Annotated in this window: 4 protein-coding genes; all 4 read left to right on the top strand. The window is 40.4% G+C overall.

The genetic code is table 11. The features are described 5' to 3' along the window. The first annotated feature begins 348 nt into the window (after positions 1-348). The 4 genes from rsmD to dnaG all read left to right on the top strand — a co-directional run bounded on the left by rsmD (position 349) and on the right by dnaG (position 3,699). Positions 349-954, top strand: coding sequence for a 16S rRNA (guanine(966)-N(2))-methyltransferase RsmD (gene rsmD, locus CWC30_RS16545; protein ID WP_013465959.1), 606 nt, complete (start codon positions 349-351; stop codon positions 952-954). A 145-nt stretch (positions 955-1,099) separates the two neighbouring features. Further along, positions 1,100-1,315: a 30S ribosomal protein S21 gene (gene rpsU / locus CWC30_RS16550; protein WP_002957797.1), complete on the top strand. Its 216-nt coding sequence runs from the start codon at positions 1,100-1,102 to the stop codon at positions 1,313-1,315. Between the two features lie 19 nt (positions 1,316-1,334). Continuing rightward, positions 1,335-1,781 (top strand): GatB/YqeY domain-containing protein, encoded by a 447-nt coding sequence (locus CWC30_RS16555; protein WP_069439812.1) that lies wholly within the window; start codon positions 1,335-1,337, stop codon positions 1,779-1,781. A gap of 166 nt (positions 1,782-1,947) precedes the next feature. Next, entirely contained in the window at positions 1,948-3,699 is a 1,752-nt protein-coding gene (gene dnaG / locus CWC30_RS16560; protein WP_138627654.1) for a DNA primase, read from the top strand. The last annotated feature ends 230 nt before the right edge of the window (positions 3,700-3,929 follow it).

A 3,929-nucleotide genomic window follows, 5' to 3' on the forward strand; every position in this document is an offset into this window, starting at 1 on the left:
CTCAGCTTGCTCTGCGACTAGACGGTCTTGCTCGGCTTTTTCTGCCTGCTCTTTTGCTAATGCTTGTTGTTTATCAGCTTCTGCTTGTTTTTTATCTGACTTGCCAAAACCGAGCCACGACATGAATTTACTTTTTTTTGCCATACTTGCTAATAACCACTTATAAAAATCTGATAAACTAACGATAATGATAGCGTGCTTTTAAGCCTAAATAATTGCTTTTAGCAACACGTTATCCTCGAGGGTGCATAATAGTAACACTTTTAGCGCAGTTGAAAAATGACACGCCGTGATATGATTGCAATATTATCTGAGCTAGATCATAGATACCAATTTTTAGTGAGTTAAATGAGAAAAAAAACCACACAAAATAACACCACTCATAAATCAGCTGATGGGGTTATTAGAATCATTAGCGGCCAATTTCGCGGTCGAAAACTGCCAGTAAAAGATGTTCAAGGTCTGCGTCCTACAACCGACCGAATTAAAGAAACGGTGTTTAATTGGTTGATGCACGATACCCGCGATGCGCACACTCTCGATTGCTTTGCCGGTTCCGGTGGATTGGGATTTGAAGCATTGTCGCGTTTTGCAAAACACACCACATTTATAGAGCTTGATTCACAAGCAGCAAAACAATTAGAGCAAAACATTGCGACGCTTGATGCACAAAACGCGCAAGTCGTTAATACTAATACACTGACGTTTTTAGAGAGAAAAAACACCAGTGACACATTTAATTTGGTTTTTATTGACCCGCCATTTCGCAAAAATTTAGCTCAATCATGCTGTGATTTATTGGAAAATAATCAATGGCTCGACCCAGAAGCATTGATATATGTTGAAGTAGAAACCGAGCTAACCTCGTTCAAAGCACCAAATAACTGGTTGTTAATTAAAGAAAAAAAGGCAGGGCAAGTTTTTTGTAGGCTGTACCAACGCCATATAAATTAACACTGTTTTAGCTGCTGTGTTTCTGTTAATATTATCCTTTACATGTGGTGTTGCTTCGGATTACAATACCGCACCATTTTTGAACCACTTGATCAATGTTTGATCAACTTGAGCAACGCTCATAATTTAGGTAGGTGAATTTTTAATGCCAGTAATTAAAGTAAGAGAGAACGAACCGTTTGACGTAGCACTTCGTCGCTTCAAGCGTTCATGTGAAAAAGCAGGTATCCTTTCAGAAGTTCGTCGTCGCGAGCACTATGAAAAACCAACAGCTGAGCGTAAGCGTAAAAAAGCAGCTGCTGTTAAACGTCACATGAAAAAACTTTCTCGTGATAACGCTCGTCGCGTTAAATTATACTAATATATTAGGTCTTGTATAAATGAGCCTTTTAATAACGCTAAAAGATGCGCAAAAAGATGCGATGAGAGCCAAAGACAAACAACGTCTTAACCCTATTCGTATGGTACTTGCTGCAATCAAGCAACGTGAAATTGACGAGCAAATAACACTAGACGACGCAGATATTATCTCCGTTATAGTGAAGCTTGTTAAACAACGTCGCGACTCTTACACTCAGTACAAAGATGCTGGGCGTGATGATTTAGCTGATATTGAAGCCAATGAAATTACAGCACTTGAAGCTTTTTTACCTCAACAATTGAGTGAAGAAGAAATTATTGCTCTCATTGACGCGGCTATTGCTGATACTAACGCAGCAGGTATGCAAGACATGGGTAAAGTAATGGGTATAATCAAAAGCAAAGCCGAAGGTCGTGCCGATATGGGTAAAATCTCAGGTTTAATTAAGCAACGATTAACTGCCTAATACCCCCACATACATTTAGTATGATTGAAGTAAACCGAGCCTTGAGCTCGGTTTCTTCGTTTAGATATTTTGTACTTCAAAAAATTATGCATTTGTGTTCAAATCTTTGCGTATTATAATTCGTTTTCATCACTTTTCTATTTATCTTAGGGCTGTACTTTAAACAATGGCTGGAAAGATCCCACGCAACTTTATCGATGATTTATTGGCACGAACCGATATTGTCGACCTGATTGACTCAAAGGTAGGGTTGAAAAAAGCGGGCAAAGACTATCAAGCTTGCTGTCCTTTTCATAATGAGAAGTCGCCTTCATTTACCGTATCGCAAGATAAACAGTTTTATCATTGCTTTGGCTGTGGCGCTAACGGCAACGCTATTTCGTTTGTTATGGAGTATGACAAACTCGAGTTTGTTGATGCAATTGAAGAACTAGCCAGTTTACTTAACCTTGATGTTCCTCGCGAACAAGGGAGCAGTAATGGACCAGAGCGCACAGCGGCACAAAAACGTTCAGACTATGATCTAATGCTGCATGCAGCACGCTTTTATCAACATCAGTTAAAACATCACAGTAACTCTGAAGCGGTAATCGATTACGTTAAAGGTCGCGGCTTAAGCGGCGCAACCGTTAAAAAGTTTATGATAGGTTATGCGCCCAGCGAATGGGAAGGGCTCTGCCAACAACTTGGGCGAAACCAAGAACAAAAAGAACAATTGGTTGAGCTTAAACTCGCATCGGAGAAAACCCCAGGCAAACAGTTCGACTTTTTCCGTGATCGCTTAATGTTTCCAATTCGTGATAAACGCGGCCGCGTTATTGCTTTTGGTGGGCGAGTAATGAAAGCCGATCAAGGGCCTAAATATTTAAACTCTCCGGAGACACGCATATTTCATAAGGGCTTTGAACTTTATGGCCTTTATGAAGCTAAACAAGCACACAAGAAGCTTGACCATGTACTGATTGTAGAAGGTTATATGGACGTAGTAGCGCTGGCAGAACAAGGTATTGAATATGCCGTAGCAGCCCTTGGTACAGCGACAACCAGCGAGCACATGCACACTTTATTTAGAACCACAGATAAAGTTATTTGTTGCTACGATGGTGACCGTGCAGGTAAAGATGCTGCGTGGCGCGCACTCGAAAATGCGTTGCCTTACTTAAACGATGGCAAAGCACTGCATTTTGTATTTTTACCCGATGGTGAAGACCCTGATTCACTCGTACAACAAGAAGGTAAAGCAGCTTTTGAGCAACGCCTTGAAAACGCAGATGACTTCACTAAAGTGCTGTTTAATAAACTAAGTAAAGAGATTGATTTAACACTAGATTCCGGTAAGGCTAAGTTACTCAGTGCGGCACTGCCCCTGATTGAAAAGATCCCAAGTGAGTTTTACCAAGAAAATATCCTAGAGCAACTTGGGCGATTGATTGGCCGTACCCGTGAGCAACTCAATAATCACTTAAAAACGCCAAAACAGCAGCAAGCAATTGAACGAAAATTTAAAATTACACCCATGCGCCAAGCAATAGGGATTTTAATTCAGCACCCTAACTTGGCTAAAAGTGTGCCCTATTTACCCGATTTAGCTCAAATGAATATTGCGGGTATTGGCTTATTATTGCGACTACAACATCAAGCATTACAAAAAGATGGCATTACCACCGCACAAATTCTTGAATCATTTCGGGGCACCGATGACTACGAGCCATTAACTAAGTTAGCGACATGGCAACATCAAATAAATGAAGAGCGTTTAGAGACTGTTTTTCAAAATACTTTCAAATTTATTGAAGATCAGTGTTTAAATTATCGACTAGAGACCCTATTAATAAAAGACAAGACACAGGGCCTAAATAGCGACGAACGACTAGAATGTCATTTACTAATGACAGCGTTAAAAACGACTAACAGTTAGGGTCTGTTTATCTTTCGAGGTTAAGTTTACAGCAGTGTGTTTGGTATTTAGACAAGGCAGAGCCTATGTAGTGTGGTTATTTCACATAAATAGGCGATAACGCAGCATAAATGCCAAACACGCGCTGCCCTTTGGGTTCGACCCAAGGGGGGTTTACTCTTTGTTGCTCGGTTTTTACTTATTCTTACATGGATGTAAGCCAGTAGAATAACGCAGGAGCACTGAACGTG

The organism is Pseudoalteromonas sp. S4741, assembly GCF_005886135.1.
Lineage (GTDB): Bacteria > Pseudomonadota > Gammaproteobacteria > Enterobacterales > Alteromonadaceae > Pseudoalteromonas > Pseudoalteromonas tetraodonis.

Bases quoted from the DNA above. Each gene is read 5' to 3' on its own strand.
- rsmD (WP_013465959.1), top strand. From the start codon at position 349: ATGAGAAAAAAAACCACACAAAATAACACCACTCATAAATCAGCTGAT.
- rpsU (WP_002957797.1), top strand. From the start codon at position 1,100: ATGCCAGTAATTAAAGTAAGAGAGAACGAACCGTTTGACGTAGCACTT.
- CWC30_RS16555 (WP_069439812.1), top strand. From the start codon at position 1,335: ATGAGCCTTTTAATAACGCTAAAAGATGCGCAAAAAGATGCGATGAGA.
- dnaG (WP_138627654.1), top strand. From the start codon at position 1,948: ATGGCTGGAAAGATCCCACGCAACTTTATCGATGATTTATTGGCACGA.